This is a genomic window from Mucilaginibacter angelicae, assembly GCF_042434235.1.
Taxonomy (GTDB): Bacteria; Bacteroidota; Bacteroidia; order Sphingobacteriales; family Sphingobacteriaceae; genus Mucilaginibacter; species Mucilaginibacter angelicae.
On sequence record NZ_JBHLTS010000023.1, the window covers coordinates 137,827 to 156,199 of the forward strand.

An 18,373-nucleotide genomic window follows, 5' to 3' on the forward strand; every position below is an offset into this window, starting at 1 on the left:
TCTTAGGTATCTCAAAACTGTATTTTATCTTCTTAAAAGTACTGCTGCCAATACGGCTAATGCCGATATTGAAGCTACTACTATTGGCGCCAGTCGTGTGCTCTGACTGTATTCAACCGCTTTTGATTTATCAGGCTCTACATAAACAATATCATTTTGTTTAAGGTTGAAATAAGGTGAATCCATCGATTCAACTTTATTCAGGTTAAGGCGGTTCATTGTTTTATGCCCGTTTTCGGTGCGGATCACCAGCACATTTTCCCTTCGCCCGTAAACTGTCATATCTCCTGCCATGCCTAATGCTTCCAATAAGTTTACATTTTCATCAGTTATTATAAATGTTGATGGTTTGTTAACTTCGCCAATCACACTTATTTTAAAGTTTAAAAGCTGGATATCAACCACCGGGCTTTTAACAAAGGCCGATAGCTTTTTAGCTACTTCGGCCTGTGCCTCTTCAATAGTTTGCCCTTCAATTTTATAATCGCCGATAAGCGGTAAATTCACAAAGCCATTTTCATTTACTTTATATCCGCCACGGGTTGACTGATTGCCTGATCCTGCATTTTTGTTGCCATTAAACAATAAGTTCGATTCGGGATTTAAGCTGTTAACAGTTACACTTAAAATATCTTTCTGATGAATTACAACTGTTCCGGCAGTGTTGTTATTTACAGCGCCCGAGTTTGCCATGTTGCTGAAATAAACAAGGTCACGGCTTCCGGCACATCCGGTTATTAACAGCAAGGCTGTAATAAAACAGTATACATCAAATTTTTTCATCATCAATAATTTAGAAGGTTAGGAAACCTGTTTTCAATTGGTTTAATTGATTAATCAAATTTATCTATTTGGGTATTGATAGTATACAGTTTTAGGCGATTGCCACTTTTTTGTAAACCTGTATCTTAGTCTTTACAGAACATGTAAAGGGGCTTTGCGGACATGTGTAAAGGGTTGAGAAAAAAGTGTCTTATTCGGGTTTTTTTGACTACATTTTTCATATAATAGTGTTACAACGAGGGAGAGTAACACAAAAAAAGCAGGCTTAAAAACCTGCTTTTTTTTATGATTTATTTGGTTAATTAATATAGATTATTCTACCGTAACCGACTTGGCCAGGTTACGGGGCTGATCAACGTTACAGCCTCGTTTTACAGCTATGTGATAAGCGAGAAGTTGTAGCGGGATAGTGGCCAGCAGTGGTAAAAAGGCTTCGTCGGCATCGGGAATTTCAATACAGTGGTCGGCCATATTTTTTACTTTGACATCGCCTTGGGTAACAATGGCTATCACTATTCCCTTTCGGGCCTTAACCTCCTGTATATTGCTGATCACCTTTTCATACGATGAGTTTTTTGTGGCGATAAATATCACCGGCATCTGCTCATCAATTAACGCAATAGGGCCATGCTTCATTTCGGCGGCGGGGTACCCTTCGGCGTGGATATAGGAGATCTCCTTTAACTTTAAAGCCCCTTCCAACGCCACCGGGAAGCCGAAGCCCCGGCCCAGGAACAGGCAGTTAGGTGCATCTTTTATTTTTGATGCTATGAGCTCAATCAAGTCGTTATCCTGCAGCAGCGTTTGTATTTTATCGGGTATGGTATCAAGCTCGGTTAGCATGCTGCTAAGCTTGGCTGGTGTTAAGGTGCCCTTATGTTGTGCTATGTATAAAGCTATCAAAGTTAAAACGGTAACCTGCGCTGTAAATGCTTTTGTTGATGCCACGCCTATCTCGGGCCCGGCATGGGTGTAAACCCCGGCATCTGTTACGCGCGGAATTGATGAGCCAACAACATTGCAAATGCCCAGGATGGTTGCGCCCCTTTCTTTAGCTATCTCAATGGCGGCTAAGGTATCGGCTGTTTCGCCCGATTGCGATACCGCCATCACAATATCCTTGTCGGTAATTATAGGGTTACGGTACCTGAATTCGGAGGCATACTCAACTTCTACTTTAATGCGCCCGTATTCTTCAATAAGGTATTCGCCCGTTAAGCCGGCATGCCATGAGGTGCCGCAGGCAATAATAATTATCCGCTCGGCATTTTTAAGCTTATCGGTATATTGTTTAATGCCGCCTAACTCCACTTTCCCTTCAAGCGGGAATATGCGGCCGCGCATACAATCCCTTACTGATCGTGGCTGCTCAAAAATCTCCTTCATCATAAAATGCTCAAAGCCGCCTTTTTCCAATGATTCAAGCTTTAATTCCAGTTCCTGGATCAACGGGGTTTGAACAACGTTATCCAGCTTTTTGATCAAAAGTCCGTCGGGCTTTACCAATACTATTTCGTTATCTTTTAAATACACTACGTTTTTTGTGTACTCAATAATAGGGGTGGCATCGGATGCAATAAAATACTCACCCTTGCCAACACCGATAACCAGCGGACTGCCTTTTCGGGCGGCGATCAACCGGTCGGGGTTTTCTCTGTCTAAAATAACGATAGCATAGGCGCCTATTACCGTATTTAAAGCTAAGCGAACGGCTTCCAGCAAATCTGTTTGTTCAATATTTTGAATTTCTTCAATCAGGTGGATCAGGATCTCGGTATCTGTTTCGCTTTTAAAAGTATGCCCGCGGGCAAGCAGCTCCTCTTTAAGGATCAGGTAATTTTCAATGATACCGTTATGGATAATGTGCAGGCGGTTGTCATTTGAACTATGTGGATGCGAATTTGCATCAGAGGGGGCACCATGTGTGGCCCACCTGGTATGCCCAATGGCAATATGGCCGCTTTTGTCTTTATCCGCTGTATGCGCTTCAAGACAAGCCACTTTTCCGGTTTTTTTATATACATTGAAACCTACACTGTTTATAATAGCAATACCGGCGCTATCATAACCACGATATTCTAATCGTTTGAGGCCGTTTAACACAACGGGCCACGCATCTCTTGATCCGATGTAACCAACAATTCCGCACATAGTTTTAGGGCTTTAAATGGTAAAATAAGTTTATTTGTTACTTGGTGAGTAAAATTATTTAATTGACTATCAATAAAGTATGAGCCCTGTTCAATTGACCGGAAATTGTAAATCTGTCGCTATTTTACACGTTTAAACTGTAAAAGGATATAAATTGCTTTACATTTTAACTGGTCGTATCGTAGTAGCAAGCAGGTAGGGCGCTATTGGTCATCAATAATTGGGGAATAGATATACACCGGTTTACTATGGCTATTTCCTTAAACCTGCAAAGAATGATCAAATTCGGGCTGTGAAGTTTGTTGCGTGATTTTACACAATGATATACGATCGAAGTCATGCTATTTTATATCACTTTATTTTCAGTTAGGTTTAATTAACCAAAAAGAGCCCGACAATGATATTCAACTCATTTACTTTTCTGCTGTTTTTTCCTGTGGTAACAGTTTTATATTTCCTGGTACCCCATAAGTTCAGGTGGCTGCTGCTGCTTACCGCAAGCTGCTATTTTTATATGTTCTTTAAGGCCATATATATACTTATCCTGTTTTTTACGATAATTATTGATTATACCGCCGGAATCTACCTTGAAAAAGTTACCGACCCTAAAAAGAAAAAGCTCCTGTTAATCCTAAGCCTAACGGCGAATATCGGCGTGTTGGCAGTATTCAAATATTTTAATTTTTTTAATGCCAATTTATCTGGGGTATTATATTGGATGGGGTACACCAACCCAATTCCTTTTTTGCAGATCCTGCTCCCGATAGGATTGTCATTTCACACTTTTCAGGCCATGAGCTATACCATTGAGGTTTATCGCGGCCATCAAAAGGCCGAGCGTCATTTTGGGATCTATGCCTTATATGTTATGTTTTATCCGCAGCTGGTTGCAGGGCCTATAGAACGCCCTCAAAACCTTTTGCCACAATTTAAAGCTCAGCATCGTTTTAATGCGCTGGACGTTTCTGAAGGATTAAAAAGGATGCTGATCGGCTTTTTTAAAAAGGTTGTTGTTGCCGACAGGTTATCCATATATGTAAAAACCGTTTTTAATAATTATCCCGAACACGGATCGGCTACCATTGTGCTGGCTTCGTTATTTTTTGCCGTCCAGATCTATTGCGATTTTTCGGGCTATTCAGATATCGCCATAGGCAGCGCCAGGGTTATGGGCTTTAAATTAATGGAGAATTTTAAGCGGCCGTATTTTGCAAAAAGTATAAGTGAGTTTTGGAGCAGGTGGCATATCTCTCTTTCTACCTGGTTTAAAGATTATGTGTATATCCCCTTAGGCGGCAACCGGGTTAGCAAAGGCCGGTTGTATTTAAATTTATTTGCGGTGTTCATGATCAGCGGCTTGTGGCATGGCGCCAACTGGACATTTATTGTTTGGGGGGCTTTACACGGGTTTTACCTCATTTGCGGAATGGTAACTCAAAAATGGAGGGCCGCTATAGCAGGTAAGTTAGGTTTACGCAACAGCATATTTGCCAATTTCTTAAATATCTCCTTTACAATTTTCCTGGTTACCATTAGCTGGATCTTTTTCAGGGCGGTGTCATTACAGCAGGCCTGGGGTTTGCTGAAAGGCGTTTTTATTTATAAATCCGGCTTTTTCATAGGTGAGCCATCTTACTTTCTGTACGATTTTATGGCCATAGCTGCCTTGTTTTTTTATGAATTAAAACAGGAATATGGATTTCACTCATTGCGGTTTCTGCATAATGAAAATTGGGGGGTCCGTATGGCTTCCTATTTAGGATTGATTTTTATAATCCTGCTGTTTGGTGTTTTTGATGGCGGGCAGTTCATTTATTTCCAGTTTTAAATTATGAAGCAGTTGAAAGAAAATAGCAGCAAGTTTTTTATCAGGTTGTTAGTGATGGTTGTGGCTTTCGTAGCTGTTGACCAGGTGGCAGGCATGTTCCTTTATTATTTTTTTAAGCACCAGGCTTCGGGCGAGTATGCCGTGGCTAATCATGTTGTTTATGATTTAAATGAGGAGGTATTGGTTTTGGGCAGTTCAAGGGCTTCGCACCATTATAACTCATCGCTTATAAAGGATAGCTTGAAACTAAGCTGCTTTAATGGGGGCAGGGATGGCGAGGGGCTTTTATATAGCACCGCGATATTTGAACTGGCATTGCAGCGCCATGCGCCTAAGGTTGTTATTTTAGATGTAACCAGCGATGTGCTGAGTGAAAAGGAAGACGAAAAGAACAGGCTTTCCATTTTACTGCCTTATTTAAAACAATCGGATGTTATCGGGAATATGATTGAAAAGAAAGGACGGCTGGAGTTATTAAAAAGCCACCTTCAAACTTACCGCTATAACGGCCAGGTAGTTTCCATATTTCAGCATTACTTTTTATCATCAGGCAACACTGTTATGGGTTTTAACCCCTTGGATAGCAAGATGGATGTTAGTAGCAGGTCTGTTAACAGGAATTCTTCGCTGAAACCTTATTCAGACAGTATTTCTGCAGATAACGTGGATGCCCTGAATTTATTTATAAATGAGTGTAAGCGGCAAAAAATTCAGCTGTTTGTTTTTGTATCTCCACGGTATAATGATGATACCAGGCTAAATTCTTATTTAAAAATGAAAAATATTTGCAACAGCAATAAGGTGATTTTTCATGATTTTACCAATGATGAATATTTTAAAAACCCGGAATATTATTCGGACAGGGCGCATTTAAACAGCAGGGGGGCTGATTTGTATACCGATACAATTGTAGCTTTCATGAAAAAAAGGTTAGCGCCCGCAGTTAACGTTCAATACCTCAGTAAAAACTAATTACCTGGTACCACAAAATTAATATTGCAAGCACTGCGCAGCAATAAAAAGTAAAAGGCCGCTTTTATGATGATTCATAAAAGCGGCCTTTTACTAAAGTCCTTGTAAATAATTTGATTAATTAACTGTTTTAACACCTGCACCGGCTGTTACTACTGCAGGAACGTTTGCAGCAGCGTCAAGCAATGATGTGTAAGAGTATGACGGTACCCAGCTTGATAAAGATGAGGTAATGTCGTTTTTACCGCAATTAGAATAAACGTTAGTTGTTGTACCGCTGAAGTAACCTACAGGGTCGCCATCTAAGTTAGTAGTAAGCGGTTTTTTACAGCCTGAGAAATACTCATTATCAGTCCTTACTGTACCACCGTACCTTGCGCCGATAGAATAACCATCATTGTTTAAGTGGTAGTTGTTGTACATGTGGATGCTGCCGAATACCAAAGTTGGTTCCCTTTCAGATACATTGTACCAGTAGTTGTGGTGTACTGTAACGTGTAGTTTGCCTGTGTTGGCTGCAACAGCATCGCTTGTTACCGAACCAATTAGCAATGACAGGTAGGTGTCATGGAATTTGTTCCATGAAATGGTTACGTAGTCAGAACCTTCGGCAACACCGATATCTTTACCCCAGTAATCCCAGCCATGGCTGCGGTCTGTAGCAAAATCGCAATGGTCAATCCAAACGTGGTGCGATTGGAATTTAACGTAGATACCACATTCGGTTACATAGTTTCTAAATGTAACGTTTTGAATGATGATGTTGCTTACAGTGAACAGGTAAAGGTTCAGGCTCTGTATAACAGCGCCGGTTTTACCGATGATGGTGGTATTCGAACCAACATACACAGGAGTTAAACCTGATCCGCTAATTGTTCCTGAAACATACACAATTTTGGGCGAATTGCCTGCTACTGCAGATTTGAACGCGGCGAGTGTGCTTACTGTAACAGCAGTGGCGCCTTTACCACCGGTTGTAGTTCCGTTAACAGCAGCGTATCCGGTTAATACTGTACTTAATACAGAGCCGGATGGTGTTGTAGCTGGTGAACTTGGAGTGGTAGGAGCGGTAGGAGTTGTTGTCGCTGTACCGGTAAGAGTGTAAGTGTACTTCCTTCCGTTTGTAGCCGGGTTGCTGTTGTCAGATGTTGAGAAGTACAATCCGTCGCTCCAATGGCTGAAAGCGCCTTTACCAACGTCCCTGATGTCGGTGTGAACAGCGTGGGCCGGACCTAATGCAACACCGTTTTCATAAACTTTGAGTGTTGATGAGGTTGGCGCCGCGTTTGAATCGCCGTTTACGGGAATAGGGCTGATTTTGTAAGCATAGCCTTCATCTTTCCGAATTGATGCCGCATCAATTGCGTAAACGGTGGGAGCAGTAGCGGTTGTCGCTAAACTTGCCTGAGTGTTTAAATCATTAATTGGAACGGTTACTGGTTTGTCTGCATTTTTGGAGCAGCTCCCGATGAGGATCAGCGTACTCAATGCCAAACTGCCAAATGTCATTTTTTTTAAAGATTTTGTTTTTTGCATGTTGTAATTTTTAATTAAGCCCTCGAAACGCGGTCTTGTATTAAAAATTACCTTTGATTTTTATTTAAAGATATAGACTAAAAGCTTAGATAGTTCAAAAGTATTGATTCTGTTGTTTGAACGTATAAAATTGTGTGTATTTGTAACACATATAGTTGTAAAGGGTTTCACACTTCATGACATTTGGATGACAATTTTAGCTCAAACGAAAAAACAATTTTCGTCATTTGTTGTCTGTGAATGCTTCAAATTTAACTTTTGCACAGCATTTTTAACCAGCAATTAAGAGCTTTGAATTGTAAAGGAAACTTTACAAATCCGGTGCTGAACCAAGGTACTTTTACTAATAGTATTACGTTCTTTATCTATTTATTGAATTTTAACTTCTCCTTCAAACGACTTCACAAACAATTTTGGAGAAAATGACGACATGAATTCTTCGGCCTTGATTACCATATCCATTGAGCCAATGAATATGGAAGAGCGCTGATGCAGTTCCTTTACTTCAATTTCCATGATCCTTTTGTATCCGTCTGATGCTTTGCCGCCGGCTTGTTCAATAATATAGGCCATTGGGTTACATTCATAAATAAGCCTTAGTTTTCCTTTTTTTGCACCGGTAGTAGGGGGATAAATAAAGATGCCGCCTTTTATTAAAGTGCGGTGGATATCCGCAACCATCGATCCTGTATACCTGGAAGTATATGGCCGCCTGGTGTCGGGATCTTCAACCTGGCAATATTTAATATATTTCTTTACCCCATCCGGAAAGTGAATGTAATTACCTTCATTTATGGAATAAATTGTTCCCGCTGAGGGAACAGTCATGTTGGGATGTGAAAGGCAAAATTCCCCGATTGAGGGATCAAGAGTAAAGCCGTTAACCCCCTTGCCTGTAGTGTATACCAGCATGGTTGAAGATCCGTAAATAACATATCCTGCGGCCACCTGTTCAGTTCCGAGTTGCAATACATCTTCATTGGTAGATGGTTTTCCTTTCTCTGATTTTCTTCGGTAAATTGAAAATATGGTTCCTACGCCCACATTAACATCTATATTGGATGATCCGTCTAAAGGATCAAGCGCAACAACATAGTTTGCTTCTTTAGAAATATCCGAGTCAATAACAAGGTATTCGTCATTTTCTTCCGAAACAACTATACAGCATTCTCCGCCGCTCCTCAATGCCGCTATAAATTGCTCATTGGCATAAATGTCCAATTTTTTTTGTGATTCGCCCTGGATATTGGAAGAACCGGCATCTCCCAAAATGTCCACCAGTCCGGCCTTATTAATTTCCCTGTTTACTATTTTAGCTGCGATCCCAATATCACGTAATAGCCGGGAAAGCTCACCTTTAGCATAAGGGAAATCTTTTTGTCGTTCAATAATAAATTGTCCAAGGGTTTTAAATGCAGTCATATTTCACAGGGTTAATGGTGTTCAATTAAGTTAGCTTAATGGAAATTAATTAAAAATGATTAAAGGAACATACTTACGGATTACCAATTATAGTGTGGTATTTACATTTTGCAGCTTCAATAGCGTTAATTATTTACGCAAACGTTTGCGTTTTGGGCAGATGGTAAGATTTAAAGAACAGGTGCTTTTTTTAACAGATGAAAATAGCTTGTTTCAGTTTATGAGCTTGATTTATAGCGCTTAAAAGATTGTAAGCTGTAATGTTGTATTTGACAAGGTGGCACCTGTTTTGTTTTTAAATTGTAAAATGAACGCTGGTTTGTAAATAATGAACACTGTTCATTATATTTGCAGGGTACTTAATTAACTATGGGAGTAACTGACAGAAAAGAACGGGAAAAAACGGAAATGAAGGAGCTTATTAGGGCTACTGCCATGAAGATGTTCCTGGAAGATGGTTACGCAAAAACATCTATCCGTAGTATTGCCGAGGCTATAGAATATAGCCCGGGGACCATTTATCTTTATTTCAAAGATAAAGACGAGCTTTTATACGAAGTACAGGGCGAAGCTTATGGGCAGTTGCTGGAAGTTTTTAAAAAGGAGGCTACCAGTACCGATCCGCTTGAAAAATTGAGGCAGGTGGGTAGGGCATATATCAATTTTGGTTTGCAAAACCCGGAACTTTATGACCTGATGTTCATTATCAGGGCACCAATGAATGTAGATGAAGAAATTCATAAAGCTAACGGCGGTAACTGTTTTTCTTTCCTGGTTGATTGCCTTAACGATTGTATCAGTAAAAATCTTCTTCGTTTAACTGATTTAGAGCAAGCCTCGTTGCTGATATGGGCAACCGCGCACGGGTTGGTTTCTCTTAATTTACGTTGCCGGTTAAAGATTATGAACCAGGCAGAAGAAGCCATACCGCAAATTTTAATTAAATCAATGGAAGATTATTTAGCAGCTGTAACAATATAAAAAAAATTTAGTCCATTACTAAACGTTGTTCATTGTTTAAACATCTGATAATATAAAATTATAGTTCAGTTTATATGTACGCTTTTGTGCATTAATAAAGTTTAAAATTTTTTAACTATATACTAAACACTGTTCATTATGTATACATCGTTTATAATTAAATCAGTCCCGATAGTAGCTATATGTATGCTCATCGGTATAAGCACCTGGGGCCAAACTAACCACAGGCAACTTGATGACTATATAACTACTGCATTTGCCCAAAACCAGGGCTTAAAGGAGCAACAGTTTGATCTCGACAGGGCCATGGCTGCATTAAAGGAAGCACAGGCCATGTACCTGCCTACTGTAAGTTTACTTGGCAGTTATACAAAATCATCAGGAGGGCGTACTATTGATGTTCCCGTAGGTGATCTCGTTAATCCCGTTTATACCGCATTGAACCAGTTAACAAACTCCAATAAATTTCCGCAGTTAAAAAACGAGTCCTTCCTGCTCAATCCCGATAATTTTTATGATGCCAAAGTGCGCACTTCGTTGCCGCTTATCAATGCCGAGATCAGGTATAATAAGCTGATCAAACAACAACTGATAACCAGCCAGCAGGCCGCGGTAAATGTTTACAAAAGGGCTTTAGTAAAGGATATTAAAACTGCTTATTATAGATATTATCAATCATTACAAAGCATAGCTACCTACAACAGCGCGATGACCTTGATCAAAGAAAACATCCGCGAAAATGAAAGCATGCTGCGCAATGGCATGCGGAACGGGACAGCTTTACTGCGTTCTCAAACCGAAAAAGAAAAGACAAATGCCGCTCTGATCCAGGCACAGCATGGTACGCAAAATGCTAAATCATATTTTAACTTTTTACTCAACCGACCTTTACAGGATACAATTATTGTTGAACCTGAAGCTATAGCAGATATTATCGCCACTCCTGATACCTCTGCAGGTACAAAACAGCGGGAAGAGTTAAAGCAATTGCGTACCCTGCAGCAGGTTTACACACTCGATTATAAATTGCAGCGCTCGGGCTTTATCCCTAAGCTCAATACATTTATTGATCTGGGTTCGCAGGGCTTTGATTTTAATGTAAATAATAAAACCCGCTACTATTTATGGGGTGTAAACCTTCAGTGGGACATTTTTACCGGCGGGCAGCGAAAATATAAAGCTGAGCAATCAAAGGCCAATTTCAATGCCGCCACTGCACAGCTTGATCAAACCGAACAATCCTTTCAATTGCAGCTCGATCAGGCTTATCATAATTACCAGTCGGCCAAAGCCGCTTATAAAAGTGTTACCGCACAACTCCAGTTTGCCGCTAAGTATTATAATGATCAGCTAAAAGCTTACCGTGCAGGGCAGCTCCTTTACCTTGAGCTGATAGACGCGCAAGACCAGCTAACAGGCGCACGCCTGCAAATGGCAGATGCACAGGCTAACCTGCAAATAACCCTTGCCGAACTTGAACGCGATCAGGCTACTTATCCTATTAACAACTCCAACTAAAACAGATCAATATGAAAAAAATTAAATACACCGGTTTATTGCTGTGCATTCCATTTATTTATGCCTGCAAATCACACCCCGCTATTGTTAGTAACGAGGGCGGGGCCGATACCATTCCTGTACAGGTTGTGCAGCTAAAACAGCAGGGTAACAGTGCACCAATGGCTGTATCGGGGCAGTTCACTACCGATGACGAGGTAATGCTTTCCTTCAAAATTGGGGGCATTATCAGCAGCCTCAATGTAAAAGAGGGCGATGCTGTGAAAAAAGGCCAGTTACTGGCAACGCTTAACCCTACCGAAATTAATGCACAGGTGCAGCAGGCCAGCCTTGCAACAGAAAAAGCACAGCGAGATTACGAACGTACCCAAAACCTGTATAAAGACAGCGTGGCCACGCTTGAGCAATTGCAAAATAGTAAAACCACCTTGCAGCAAGCCCAGCAGCAACTGAAAACGGCATCGTTTAACCGCCAGTATTCGGAGATCCGGGCACCAAAGGATGGTTATATTTTGCATAAGCTGGCCAATGTTGGTCAACAGGTTACTGCCGGTACCGCCGTATTGCAAACCAATGGCGCCGAAGCGGGTAAATGGATGCTTCGTGTAGGTATCAGCGATAGCGAATGGGCTGTTTTACAGCTTAATGATAAGGCAACTATTCAAACTACTGCAATGCCGGGTCAGGTATTGCAGGGCATGGTAACCCGCAAATCTGAAGGGGTTGATGCCGCAACAGGTACTTTTAGTGCCGATATCAGCATCACAGGTAAAAAGCCGCAGGCCATAGCAGCCGGTATGTTTGGTAAGGCCACTATAATACCTGCCCGCCCCACCAATACAGGTAATGCTACCTGGCAAATTCCATATGATGCATTGTTGGATGGCGATGGCAACAGCGGCTACGTATTTGTAACCGACGATAACAAAACCGCCCATAAAGTAAAGGTAACCGTTGCCGGTATCGATAAAAACACGGTAACCATCAGCAGTGGATTGGCCGATGCAAAATCATTGATCATCTCTGGCTCGGCTTATCTTACTGATAACAGCGCAATAACAGTTCAATCACCTAAAACTGCGGCCAAATGAAGATCTCGGATTATGCTGTGAAAAACAGCCAGTTTACCCTCGTGATCTTTATCATGATCATAGCTTTAGGGATAACCACCATGCTTAACATGCCCCGGTCGGAAGATCCGGAAATGCACCCGCCCTCATTCCTGGTTATTGTTAATTACCCGGGTACAAGTCCGCGGGATATTGAGGATAGGGTGGTAACGCCCTTAGAGAAAACAATAGGCAGTTTGGATGATATTAAACGCATCCGTACCACTATTTCAAATGGTGTTGCCGTGCTCCGGGTTGAGTATAAGTACAGCAGTAATATCGATTCCAAATACCAGGAAATAGTACGTGAGGTAAATAATAAACGAAGTGAGCTGCCAACGGATGTGGCGGGCATCGAGATCCAAAAGCAGCAACCTACCGATGTAAATGTATTGCAGGTTGCGTTGGTATCAGAAAATGCCGCCCGGAGCCAGCTGCAGCACTTTGCCGAAAAACTACAGGACGAGCTGGAGAAAGTATCTTCACTGAAACAGGTATCCATCTTTGGCCTGCCCGGTCAGCAGGTACGTGTTGAGCTCGACCTGGAAAAAATGGCGCAGATGCACCTGCCGGTAAGTGCTGTTGTAAACAGTTTACACAGTGAAATGGCCAGTATTCCCGGCGGTAGCATTGACGCCGCCCACCTAACCTTCAACATTAAAAGTAATGATTACCGCAGCCTTGATGCAGTAAACGGAACCGTGGTTTATGCGGCCAATGGTAAAAATATCCTGTTGAAAGATATAGCGCATGTGTACTATGGCTATGGCGAAGAAAAGCACATCACCCGCCTCAACGGGCATCGTTGCGTATTTGTGGTAGCCGCCCAAAAAGACGGCGAGAACATCAACAAAACCCAGGCCGATTACAGTAAAGTGCTTGCCAGCTTCAAAAAGTTGCTGCCGGCCAATATCGACCTGGTTCAAAATTTTGACCAGGCCGATAACGTGAACAGGCGTTTAACCGGCTTAAGCCATGATTTTATCATCGCTATTTTACTGGTAGCAGTTACGCTGATGCCTTTAGGCTTTCGCCCGGCGGTAATTGTGATGATCTCTATCCCGCTTTCGCTGGCTATTGGTATTGTATTGCTGCAGCTTTTCGGTTTTAACCTTAACCAGTTGAGCATTGTAGGTTTGGTGGTGGCATTAGGACTTTTGGTGGATGATAGTATTGTGGTGGTGGAAAATATTGAACGCTGGATGCTGGAGGGCCACACCCGGCTGGAAGCTACCCTGAAGGCTACCGGGCAAATTGGTAAGGCCGTTGTGGGCTGTACGGTGATCCTGATCATTGCCTTTATGCCGCTGGTGTTTTTACCCGAAGGTTCCGGCGATTTTATCCGTTGCCTGCCGTTGGCTGTAATATTTTGCGTAATGGCATCTATGCTGGTATCATTAACCTTTATCCCCTTCCTGTCAAGCCGTTTGTTGAAAAACCATACCGGCCATCCCGATGGCAACCTGATTATGCGCGGGTTGAAAAAACTTATCCACGGTAGTTATGCACGTTTATTGGATAAGGCATTGCAAAAACCGTTTTTAACTATCGGTGTTGCCGTGGTGCTGTTCACAGCTTCTATCTATTTATTTGGTGTTATTGGTTTTAGCTTGTTCCCATCATCAGAGAAACCGCAGTTCCTGATCAACATTACTACGCCCAATCAATCTAACCTACCTTATACTGATACCGTTACACGGGAGATAGAAAAACAGTTAAAGCAAGAGCCGCTTATAAAATACTATGCAACAAACGTAGGGCATGGTAACCCAAGGATCTACTACAACGTAGTTCCAGAAAATAACCGCAGTGATTTTGCACAGCTGTTTGTACAGCTTGACAATGATACCCGGCCCGATCAGAAACTTGCCCTCATTCAAAAATTGCAAAACCGCTGGGCGCATTATCCCGGCGCTAAGGTAGAGGTGAAGAATTTTGAACAAGGCCCGCCCGTGGTTGCACCGATTGAAGTACGTTTGTTTGGCGATAACCTGGATACTTTACGTGCTTATTCGCTTAAAGTTGAAAAACTGCTGCACCAAACGGCAGGCACCATGTATGTAAATAACCCGGTAAGCTTATTGAAAAGCGATATCCGCATAGCGGTGAATAAAGAAAAAGCGCAGCAATTAGGCGTTAACTCCTTAGCTGTTGATCAGATTGCAAGGCTGGCCGTTACCGGGATTGATATGGGCACCTACTATAATAATGATAATAAATACGGTTACACCGTTTTACTTACCCGCATTAAAGAAGGTCGCCCAAGTATGGATGCCTTCCGCAATTTGTATGTGAACAATGCACAGGGAAGTGCCTTGCCGCTTAACCAGGTAGCAGGCCTGCAGTTAGAAGCATCGCCTGCAATTATCAATCACCAGGAAAAGAAACGTGTAGTATCGGTACAGGCCAACGTACAAAAAAGCTTTTTAGTGAGCCGCGTTATTGATGATGTAACGCAAAAAATGGATAAGCTGAAACTGCCGCCGGGGTACAGTTATGAAATGGGTGGTGAGGTAGAATCGAGAAATAACTCCTTCGGCGGCTTTATGAGCATTATCCTGGTAACCGTATTTGTATTTGTGGCTGTGCTGGTGCTGTTATTTAACACCTTTAAAAGTACGCTCATTATTCTTTCGGTTATCCCGCTGGGGGTAGTGGGTGCAGCTGTAGCGCTTTGGGTTACCGGTAACTCGTTATCGTTCGTAGCCATTATTGGGTTGATAGCCCTGGCAGGTATTGAGGTTAAGAACACCATTTTATTGGTTGATTTTACCAATCAGCTGCGGCAGCAGGGCAGGAGCCTGCAGGATGCCATTCGTGAGGCCGGTGAAGTGCGGTTTTTACCTATCGTGCTAACATCCTTAACAGCTATCGGCGGTTTAATCCCTATTGCTATCTCAACAAATCCTTTGATCTCCCCATTGGCGATTGTGCTCATCGGTGGATTGATCAGCTCTACCTTATTATCGAGGATCGTAACACCGATAGTTTACGAATTGATCCCGCCGGCCATAACGGTAAATGATGAGGCAGGTAACTAAAGCTATTACTAACCCGGCAGCGTTTTATTAAACTGCCGGGTTTGTAATTTATGCTGAAGTTACTGGGATTTTTAAAACCGGAAATTCAAAATCTGTAGCGGATGACTGCCTGAAGATTAAATCTATCCTGCATTTTGTTAACTGTGTATACCCATCATGTGTTTGAAATCTACACAAAACAGATGGTTGGTCTTTCTAATGTTAATGTATGGTTATCAATTGATTAACGATTATGTAAAAGCTCATTTATTCAGTATTACTCCAGATTTGGCGCGGTGTTTTGCAAAAAACATGTGCTATATGATCAATAAACTTTACCTACTATTCCTGTTTACCTTATTTACATCTATTGCCTCCGCACAAACCGGGGGAATAAGAGGACAAATAGTTGACGAACAAACGAAAGAGCCCTTAACCGGTGCCTTTGTCCATTTCGATAACAAAAATGGGGGCTCGGTTACCGATGCATTTGGTAACTATACCATAACGGGTGTTAGCCCGGGCTCGTATAAGCTTAAAGTAAAATACATAGGCTATACCGAGTACAAGCAGGATGTTACAATTACAGCCGGCCAGGTATCTGTAATCAATGTACGGCTTTCAGAAAAAGCAGAAGAGCTTAAAACTGTTAAAGTTTACGGCACAACCAATGCCGAGTCTGAGTCATCATCCCGCCGGAAGGAAAATAAGGCAGACAATATTATTAATGTGCTTTCTGCACAGGCTATGCAGCGGTCGCCGGATATTAATGCGGCAAACGCCCTGCAGCGGGTATCAGCAGTAACTATCCAGCGTAATAGCGGTTCGGATGAGGCTTATGCTATTATCAGGGGTTTGGAGCCGCGTTATAATAATACTTTAATTAACGGTGTTAAGGTTACCAGTCCCGATCCAGTTTCGAGGTTCATTTCATTAAGTATAGTTCCTTCAGATCTGTTAGAGAGTGTTGAGGTAAGCAAAAGCCTTACACCCGAAATGGAAGGCGATGCCATAGGCGGTACCGTAAACCTTGTTTTTAAAGATGCACCCGAATATGAGTACTTTAAAGCAAATGGTTCAATAGGTTACAGTGCCATTTTCTTCAACCGCAGGTTTGATGATTTTTATCATGGTGCCGTACAAAGTAAAAGTCCTACCGAAAGATTTGGAGCCAGTTATAACGCGCCTCCGGGTTATTTTTCAAGAGCTAACCTCGACTTTACAAAAAAGAACGCCCCGCCAACTTCCTTACTTGGTTTTACCTACGGGCGCAGGTTCCTGAAAAATAAATTGGGATTTATAGTTGCCGATAGTTACCAAAACCAGTTTTACGGTACAAATTCAGAATTCAATGTAGCTCAGCCCGATATCAGGGCGGGTAAAAACTTTCAGCCGGTTCTGTCTGACGTGGCCAATCGCGCTTATTCAACCCAACAATTAAACAACGGGCTTTCTGCTCATTTGGATTATAAGTTTGACGATAATAACAAGATTAGCGTTGATAATGTTTTCCTTTACACGCACCTTGCACAAACGCGCTTAAGTATCGATACTTCCATATTGGGAGGTAACGGCGGCAGGATAGGGCCGGGTACAGGTACCGTGTTTAATGATAACCGTTCAAATATCCAAAACCAGTATGTTGAAAACCTTAAGCTAAGCGGTAAGCATGTCATCGAAAAACACTTCCTTTTTGATTGGGCAGGTGTTTACAGCAATGCTACTCAAAATGCTCCGGACAGGGCCGATATATCTATCAACCATTTAATTAATCCCGATTTTACAAGCACCCCCGATTACTTTGATAATATATCAAGGATCTGGCAAAAAAGCGGAAACAAGGACCTGAGCGCTATGGCCAATATCGGCTACAAAACCGGGCTTGGTGAAAAAAACGCTATTGAATTAAAGGCAGGCGGGCTTTACAGGCATAGCACACGCTACAACCATCAAAACGAATACATTTTGCGGCCGGCGGCTACAGCCAACGGAGGCAAAAGCGGCTTTACCGATATCTACTCGGCCAATTTTGTGGTTTATAATCAAACAGGTACCGATCAAAGCGATAAAACTAATTATACAGCTTACGAAGATATAACTGCCGGCTATGGCGAAGTTAAACTTGTACTGGATAATTTAGCTATTATTGGCGGTGTACGTATTGAAGGTACCAAACAGGGATATGATACCCATCCGGTGGTTTTAGACATCCGCAGTAATGCCAGGAAAACCTATACTGATGTTTTACCAAGTGTTCAGCTAAAATATAAGCTTACCGAAAATTCAAATTTAAGGGCATCTTATTTTAAATCAATAGCACGCCCGGCACTGTATGAACTGGTACCAACACCAACCCTTGGCGAAAGCACTGATGTTACCGGTAACCCGCTTGTAAAGCACACCGAAGCCGATAACTATGATATCCGCTATGAACTGTTTCCGGGTAAAGAGCAGCAATTGTTTGTTGGCGGGTTTTACAAAAATATCATCAACCCAATTGAGTTTGCTTTAAATGATTCACAAAACGGGCAGCTTAACACTTCACCGCAAAACTTTGGTACTGCCAAGGTAACAGGTGCAGAAATAGTTTACAGCAAATATTTTGGCGATCTTGGTGTATCAGGTAACTACACCTATACTTACTCTAACATAAAAACCACAAAAATTTACACCTCTACCGATGCAAGCGGAGTATCCACATCGGTGCCCAGGTTACAAAGCAGGCCATTGCAGGGACAAACAGGCGATGTATTGAATGTGTCATTATTATACAAAAATGATAAGCAAAAGGCATTTGTTCAATTGGCCTATACATACACCAGTAAAACCCTTTCGTTGATCTATCCAAATTATGGATATGATTATTACCAGCAGCCACAGTCTTTCCTGGCATTTTCGGGCGAAAAGCAGGTTGCCAGGCATCTTATTTTAACAGTTAAAGTGAACAATATACTTAACACGCCTACAACAGTGCTTATTAATAACCTGGTGCAATCAAAAGATTTGTACAACGTGAGTTTCAATGCAGGTTTCCGGTATTCATTATAAAAGCA

11 protein-coding genes are annotated in these 18,373 nt (G+C 41.9%); 7 read left to right on the forward strand and 4 right to left on the reverse strand.

Annotated features, from left to right (window positions below):
- Positions 1–24 precede the first annotated feature (24 nt).
- Together ACFFGT_RS17740 and glmS are read right to left on the reverse strand one after the other, a co-directional pair.
- Positions 25–786: a polysaccharide biosynthesis/export family protein gene (locus ACFFGT_RS17740; RefSeq protein ID WP_377023870.1), complete on the reverse strand. Its 762-nt coding sequence runs from the start codon at positions 784–786 to the stop codon at positions 25–27.
- 309 nt (positions 787–1,095) lie between these two features.
- A complete protein-coding gene (gene glmS / locus ACFFGT_RS17745) occupies positions 1,096–2,934 on the reverse strand; it encodes a glutamine--fructose-6-phosphate transaminase (isomerizing) (RefSeq protein ID WP_377023871.1) in 1,839 nt (612 codons plus the stop codon).
- A 397-nt stretch (positions 2,935–3,331) separates the two neighbouring features.
- Between glmS and ACFFGT_RS17750 the strand changes: the two genes are divergently transcribed.
- Complete coding sequence (locus ACFFGT_RS17750; RefSeq protein WP_377023872.1) at positions 3,332–4,762, forward strand: MBOAT family O-acyltransferase; 1,431 nt, start codon at positions 3,332–3,334, stop codon at positions 4,760–4,762.
- Positions 4,763–4,765: 3 nt separating this feature from the next.
- Positions 4,766–5,734, forward strand: coding sequence for a hypothetical protein (locus ACFFGT_RS17755; RefSeq protein ID WP_377023873.1), 969 nt, complete (start codon positions 4,766–4,768; stop codon positions 5,732–5,734).
- A gap of 117 nt (positions 5,735–5,851) precedes the next feature.
- Here the strand turns inward: ACFFGT_RS17755 and ACFFGT_RS17760 are convergent, their stop codons facing one another.
- Positions 5,852–7,270 (reverse strand): pectate lyase family protein, encoded by a 1,419-nt coding sequence (locus ACFFGT_RS17760; protein WP_377023874.1) that lies wholly within the window; start codon positions 7,268–7,270, stop codon positions 5,852–5,854.
- Positions 7,271–7,639: 369 nt separating this feature from the next.
- On the reverse strand, positions 7,640–8,692 hold the full coding sequence (fbp, locus tag ACFFGT_RS17765) for a class 1 fructose-bisphosphatase (protein ID WP_377023875.1): 1,053 nt from the start codon (positions 8,690–8,692) through the stop codon (positions 7,640–7,642).
- A 369-nt stretch (positions 8,693–9,061) separates the two neighbouring features.
- Between fbp and ACFFGT_RS17770 the strand changes: the two genes are divergently transcribed.
- The 5 genes from ACFFGT_RS17770 (at position 9,062) to ACFFGT_RS17790 (ending at position 18,368) form a co-directional block, all read left to right on the forward strand.
- Positions 9,062–9,673, forward strand: a complete 612-nt coding sequence (locus tag ACFFGT_RS17770; RefSeq protein ID WP_377023876.1) for a TetR/AcrR family transcriptional regulator — start codon at positions 9,062–9,064, stop codon at positions 9,671–9,673.
- A 138-nt stretch (positions 9,674–9,811) separates the two neighbouring features.
- Entirely contained in the window at positions 9,812–11,191 is a 1,380-nt protein-coding gene (locus tag ACFFGT_RS17775; RefSeq protein WP_377023877.1) for a TolC family protein, read from the forward strand.
- An 11-nt stretch (positions 11,192–11,202) separates the two neighbouring features.
- A complete protein-coding gene (locus tag ACFFGT_RS17780; RefSeq protein ID WP_377023878.1) occupies positions 11,203–12,282 on the forward strand; it encodes an efflux RND transporter periplasmic adaptor subunit in 1,080 nt (359 codons plus the stop codon).
- Positions 12,279–15,341, forward strand: a complete 3,063-nt coding sequence (locus tag ACFFGT_RS17785; RefSeq protein WP_377023879.1) for an efflux RND transporter permease subunit — start codon at positions 12,279–12,281, stop codon at positions 15,339–15,341. The genes ACFFGT_RS17780 and ACFFGT_RS17785 overlap by 4 nt, the downstream gene beginning before the upstream one ends.
- A 300-nt stretch (positions 15,342–15,641) precedes the next feature.
- Positions 15,642–18,368 (forward strand): TonB-dependent receptor, encoded by a 2,727-nt coding sequence (locus tag ACFFGT_RS17790; protein WP_377023880.1) that lies wholly within the window; start codon positions 15,642–15,644, stop codon positions 18,366–18,368.
- Positions 18,369–18,373: the final 5 nt, after the last annotated feature.

What these genes read in the sequence shown, in the direction of transcription:
- ACFFGT_RS17780 (WP_377023878.1), top strand. Translation starts at nt 11,203, where the DNA reads ATGAAAAAAATTAAATACACCGGTTTATTGCTGTGCATTCCATTTATT.
- glmS (WP_377023871.1), bottom strand. Translation starts at nt 2,934, where the DNA reads ATGTGCGGAATTGTTGGTTACATCGGATCAAGAGATGCGTGGCCCGTT.
- ACFFGT_RS17760 (WP_377023874.1), bottom strand. Translation starts at nt 7,270, where the DNA reads ATGCAAAAAACAAAATCTTTAAAAAAAATGACATTTGGCAGTTTGGCA.
- ACFFGT_RS17740 (WP_377023870.1), bottom strand. Translation starts at nt 786, where the DNA reads ATGATGAAAAAATTTGATGTATACTGTTTTATTACAGCCTTGCTGTTA.
- ACFFGT_RS17770 (WP_377023876.1), top strand. Translation starts at nt 9,062, where the DNA reads ATGGGAGTAACTGACAGAAAAGAACGGGAAAAAACGGAAATGAAGGAG.
- ACFFGT_RS17785 (WP_377023879.1), top strand. Translation starts at nt 12,279, where the DNA reads ATGAAGATCTCGGATTATGCTGTGAAAAACAGCCAGTTTACCCTCGTG.
- ACFFGT_RS17775 (WP_377023877.1), top strand. Translation starts at nt 9,812, where the DNA reads ATGTATACATCGTTTATAATTAAATCAGTCCCGATAGTAGCTATATGT.
- ACFFGT_RS17755 (WP_377023873.1), top strand. Translation starts at nt 4,766, where the DNA reads ATGAAGCAGTTGAAAGAAAATAGCAGCAAGTTTTTTATCAGGTTGTTA.
- ACFFGT_RS17750 (WP_377023872.1), top strand. Translation starts at nt 3,332, where the DNA reads ATGATATTCAACTCATTTACTTTTCTGCTGTTTTTTCCTGTGGTAACA.
- fbp (WP_377023875.1), bottom strand. Translation starts at nt 8,692, where the DNA reads ATGACTGCATTTAAAACCCTTGGACAATTTATTATTGAACGACAAAAA.
- ACFFGT_RS17790 (WP_377023880.1), top strand. Translation starts at nt 15,642, where the DNA reads ATGATCAATAAACTTTACCTACTATTCCTGTTTACCTTATTTACATCT.